Source organism: Candidatus Omnitrophota bacterium, from assembly GCA_023227985.1.
Classification (GTDB): domain Bacteria; phylum Omnitrophota; class Gorgyraeia; order Gygaellales; family Profunditerraquicolaceae; genus JALOCB01.
Genome location: JALOCB010000057.1, coordinates 1 through 5,072, shown reverse-complemented (window position 1 = coordinate 5,072; position 5,072 = coordinate 1). Strand labels below are relative to the sequence as shown.

Below are 5,072 nucleotides of genomic sequence, written 5' to 3'. Positions count from 1 at the left end.
GTCATCATCATCCCGATATAATCAAGGGTATACGGCCTTTGGGGGTGCCTGGCGATCTGGACTCTTTGCCAGGGGGTAAGTTTGGTGTAAATATCTTTTTTAAGGGTCTCTAGCTTTTCCTCAAGCTTTTTGGCCTCCGAAGAAAGGTCTATCTTCTTATCCGCGGTAAAACTTTTAAGCTCGTGGATCTTTTTTTCCAGCTCGGCAATGGGTTTTTCGAAATCCAGATTAGCCATATTTTCTCAGCCTTTGATTAATCGACAATGGTAACTTCCGTGCCTTTAGGCACGATAATATACAGCTCTTCCACGTCTTGATTAGCCATCCGCACGCATCCGGCGGTCACCTGGCTGCCAAGGGTTTTAGGGTCGGTAGTCCCGTGGATACCATAACCTTCTCTATCCAGCCCCATCCAGCGCGAACCCAGGATATTCTCCGGGCTTCCCGCGGGAATACCCTTGCCGCCCTTGTACCAGGTGGGGGAAACTATCTTTTCGATTATCTTAAATGTTCCCACAGGGGTAATATTGTTCGTGCCTGTGGCTACAACATAAGTCTTTATGATCTCTTCTTCGCTTTTTAAAATAAGGGTGTTCCCGGACTTATCCACCACTATGCTGAACGGGGCGGTCCATACTTTTATCTTTTTCCCTGGAAAGATCTTATCCCCGAATATATTATTGCTCTTAGCGATCAATTCCGGGGTGGTCTTATATCCCCGGGCGATCTTTTCCAGCGAATCACCGGGTTTGATCTCATATTCAATGCTCCGGGGCGTTATAACCGGCAGGAACAATAACTTGATATTCATGCTCTCCAATTTCTTCTGCCAGTCCAGGACTTCGCGGGAATTCGGGAATTCTCCGATAAGTCTTTTATAAATATTTGAGCTGGCCAGAAAGTTGCCCTGCGCCTCCAGGTTCTTAGCCTCGAAAAGCAGGCTGGAAACAGCCCCGGACCCGCTGGTGACGGCGTTCCCTTTCCCGCCGGGCCTTTGAAAACTAAAGAATATTCCAACAGCCGCGGCGATGGATATCACAACAACAATCGCCATTGATCTTCTATTCACGGGAGCCTCCTTTTGACTTCTATAGAATCCCCGGGTTTTTATCTCGCCAGGAACGCGATCAACACGCCCAGGATAAAACCGCCGATAACCTCAATAGGGGTATGGCCGATCAATTCACGCAGCCGGCCTTCTTCGATCTTCCCCTGCCAATATATATCCTCCATTATCTTGTTCAGGATCTTCGCCTGCTTTCCCGACGCCCGACGCACACCCTGCGCGTCGAACATAACCACAATAGTGAATGAGGCAGCCAGGGCGAAATAAACGCTGTCAAACCCGTAGGATAGCCCACAGGCAGTAGCCAGGCACGATGCGCCTGCTGAATGGCTGGACGGCATCCCCCCCGTCCCCACGAACCAGCGAAAATCCAGCTTCTTGTAACGGAATACCCCGATGATCACCTTGATCGTCTGCGCGATGATCCAGCTGGAGACCGTGGTCATAAATATCTTATTTTGCCACAACTGCGCGAATATTTCTTTCATTGGCTTGGACTGGAAAGAGGCTCTACTTCTATCCGGACCCTGGACAGATAGGTGAATTTACCGTCTTTGACTATAAATCCACCGTTTCCGTCGGGAGATTTGTTTGCCTCGGGGGATTTCTTTACCTCGTTAATTGTTTTTTTTTCCGTTGGGGGATTTCGCTTGCCTATCCGCAGTTCCTTGATCGCTTTTTTCAGCTCATCGATGGAATTAAACCGGGATTGAAGACTTTCTTTCTCCAGCAAGACCCGGGTTACCTCTAATTGAAGGTTGTCTATCCGTTCTTTAGCCGCCAGATTCTCCACCTCCATCTCCGAGAAACGTCCGCTTAATTCCTCAATGGACCTCTGCGAAGACAAAAGGTCGGCGCTTAATTGGGCCATTTTCTCCTGGCCGGCCTGGAGGTCATTCTTTAACCCCTGATTTTCCAGAGAAAGCTCGCTTTGCAGCTGCCGGGATTTATCCAAGTCGGCTTTTAAGACTTTTTTTTCGGTTTCCAAATCCGACACGCGGCTGGTGACATTAACCAGCTCTACGGTCAAATCATTCTTCTCTTTAAGGAATAGAATATACTTGTACCCGCTAAAGGCAGTAATGCCCACCAACAACGCTATGAGTATTCCTTTTAATTCTTTCATTTTATATTTATCGCTTTTTTACATTATATAATAGCGAAGGTAAAAAGCAAGCCTTTCCTTAATGCATAAACACCCCTGTTAGATTTCACCGCATTTTACGTCTATTATAAGTGAGCGCATGAGTTATAGAGCTATTATTAGCCATTTTGGGAACGATATAACTCATTATAACTCATTTGCGCGAACTTATCCCGGGCTGAACATCAAGGAGGGGCTATGTTGGCTAAAATACTCACCTTTGGGTTATTTGGAATAGACGCTTATCCCGTTGAAGTTGAAGTAGATGTGACACAAGGCTTACCCGCTATAAACATAATAGGCTTAGTGGATGCCTCAATAAAGGAGAGCTACGGCAGGGTAAAAACAGCACTCAAGAACTGCGGGTACCGCTGGCCGGCAGAACGGATAACCATCAGCCTTTCCCCTTCATACATCCGCAAAGAAGGGCCGGGATTTGACTTAGCCATAGCCCTGGGGATATTATGCGCTTCTAATCAGATAGACGGCCAAAACTTAAAGGATTACTGCATTATCGGCGAACTCTCTTTAGGCGGATGCGTGCGGCCTTGCCGGGGCATTCTTCCCATAAGCCTGGCAATGGCCAAACACAAGATCAAGGACATTATTCTCCCGGAGGCCAATGCCAAAGAAGCGGGAATGATATCCTCTATTTCCGCATGGCCGGTAACAACACTGAATGAAACGGTGGAATTACTGAATACCCCGCGGGCATTCCATCCATACATAATAGATATTAAAGACGTATTCTCGTCGCAGGGAAATTATCCTGTTGACATCTCCGAAATAAAAGGCCAGCTGGCGGCTAAAAGAGCCCTGGAGGTAGCTGTATGCGGCAATCACAACATCCTGATGATCGGGCCGCCGGGATCCGGAAAAACCATGCTGGCTAAAAGGATCCCGACCATCTTGCCCGATCTAACACTGGAAGAATCCCTGGAAATAACCCGGATACATTCGGCAGCCGGTAAATTATCGGCTAACTCCGGGCTTATTGCCACCAGGCCTTTTCGCTGCCCGCACCATACGATCTCGGAAGCGGGTATGGCCGGCGGAGGCGCCATCCCCCAGCCGGGAGAAATAAGCCTGGCGCACCTGGGCATACTTTTTCTGGATGAGCTCCCGGAGTTCAAACGCGGCTGTCTGGAAACATTGCGGCAGCCGATGGAAGACGGATATATCCAAATAAACAGGGCGGCAAGATATTTCATCTTCCCGACTTCATTCATGCTGATCTGCGCAATGAACCCCTGCCCGTGCGGATTCCTGACAGACCCCCGCAAACCCTGCCGTTGCAATACGACAAAGGTGCAAAACTACAGATCAAAGATATCCGGCCCTTTATTAGACCGCCTGGATATCCATATAGACGTTCCGGCGATAAAATATCAGGAGTTAGCCCACAACCTGCCGGCTGAAAGCTCGGCGGCGGTCAAAGCGCGGGTGAATAAAACACGCATGGTACAAAGAGAACGGCTTAAAAACGCGGGTATCTTATGCAACGGTCAAATGAGCCACAAACAGATCCGGGAATACTGCATATTAGGCCGGGAAGAGAACGAATTATTGAAAGCGGCGATGAACGAATTGAATTTGAGCGCGCGCGCTTACGACCGGATACTCAAAGTCTCCCGGACGATCGCGGACATGGCGGAATGCGGGGACATTGAAACCGGCCATATTTCGGAGGCGATACAATACAGGTCGCTCGACAGGAATTTATTTTTTTAAACCCGGATCGTTTTTATTTATCGAAAGCTCCTGCAGATACCTCGGGTTTACCTTATAACCCAAAGCCATTGCCTTATCGCAATATTTTACAGCAACGCCATAATCCCCGGAGTAGAAATAAGCTGCTGAAAGATTAATGCAGGCCAAGGCAGACCTGGGATTAAGGGTTACCGCCTTCTCCCCGCAAGCAACCGCCTCTTTGAAATACCCCAGGCTGCCATAAGCGCTGCAAAGATTGACGTATGCCATAAAATCATCCGGATTGATCTTGATCGCCGCCTTACAGATATTGACCGCTTCGGCGTGCTTGCCGGTCAAGCCGCATATAACAGCCAGCCTGTTGTAGACGCCCATGTCATCCGGCCTGATCGTTAATACCTTATTGAACTGCTTAATCGCTTCGTCATAATTCCCCTGAGAAGCATACAAATCTCCAAGATTGAACCACGCGTCATCATAATTAGGATCCAGGGTTATAGCACAAATAAGGTCTTCATGCGCTTTGGCGTATTCTTTTCTTGCGATGAATTCAGCCCCTCGATTATTATACGCCAGCGATACGCCGGGGTATTTCCTCAGAACATCGCTCCATAAAGTCACGCTATCCTTCCAAACCCGGCATCTTTGCCTGGATAAAAAGACCAGCGCGCCTGCGGCTATCATAAAGAGTCCCACAAGTAATACCCGGATCAGGCGCTGCTTCCTTGTTCGCCTCTCATATAACCACATCCACCCTGCCGCCAACATATAAAAAATACCTATTGCCGGCAAGTAAGTATACCGGTCGGAAACAAAGGTCCCTCCTATCGGGATGAACTGCAAAACCGGGAGTATAGTAATAAGAAAAAACGAGGCTCCAAAAATAACCTTTCTTGTGTATTTGCCGGACCAAATCACGCTAAAAGCCATAACCGCGAAAGTAATTATGGGATACAGAAACAGCGCCCCGCCTTTCATTATGGAAAAATACGGATAAAAGCAAGAGAGCTTTACAGGAAAGAATATCTTGTTCACATAAAAAACTACGCCGTAACACGGCACTGCGATCTTACTTATAAAACCGGATAGGCTCTCATTGCGCACTGCGTCCGCGGATACCTGGCTAAAGACCGCCAGCACCCCGAATATAAA

Annotated in this window: 6 protein-coding genes; 1 reads left to right on the top strand and 5 read right to left on the bottom strand. The window is 48.1% G+C overall.

Annotated features, from left to right (window positions below; genetic code table 11):
* The 4 genes from M0R35_07675 to M0R35_07660 all read right to left on the bottom strand — a co-directional run.
* Positions 1-236: acetyl-CoA carboxylase carboxyl transferase subunit alpha (locus tag M0R35_07675; GenBank protein MCK9595536.1), on the bottom strand; the 236-nt coding region annotated here is incomplete at its 3' end.
* A gap of 17 nt (positions 237-253) precedes the next feature.
* Positions 254-1,069, bottom strand: coding sequence for a L,D-transpeptidase family protein (locus M0R35_07670; GenBank protein MCK9595535.1), 816 nt, complete (start codon positions 1,067-1,069; stop codon positions 254-256).
* Between the two features lie 38 nt (positions 1,070-1,107).
* Positions 1,108-1,554, bottom strand: coding sequence for a divergent PAP2 family protein (locus M0R35_07665; GenBank protein MCK9595534.1), 447 nt, complete (start codon positions 1,552-1,554; stop codon positions 1,108-1,110).
* A complete protein-coding gene (locus M0R35_07660) occupies positions 1,551-2,192 on the bottom strand; it encodes a hypothetical protein (protein MCK9595533.1) in 642 nt (213 codons plus the stop codon). The genes M0R35_07665 and M0R35_07660 overlap by 4 nt, the downstream gene beginning before the upstream one ends.
* 216 nt (positions 2,193-2,408) lie before the next feature.
* Here M0R35_07660 and M0R35_07655 point away from each other — a divergent pair, with 216 nt between their 5' ends.
* Entirely contained in the window at positions 2,409-3,941 is a 1,533-nt protein-coding gene (locus M0R35_07655; GenBank protein ID MCK9595532.1) for a YifB family Mg chelatase-like AAA ATPase, read from the top strand.
* On the opposite strand, the gene M0R35_07650 is transcribed toward M0R35_07655, so the two are convergent.
* Positions 3,930-5,072, bottom strand: a 1,143-nt coding sequence (locus M0R35_07650; GenBank protein MCK9595531.1) for a tetratricopeptide repeat protein, incomplete at its 5' end; no start/stop codon positions are given. The two genes, M0R35_07655 and M0R35_07650, sit on opposite strands and share 12 nt — an antisense overlap.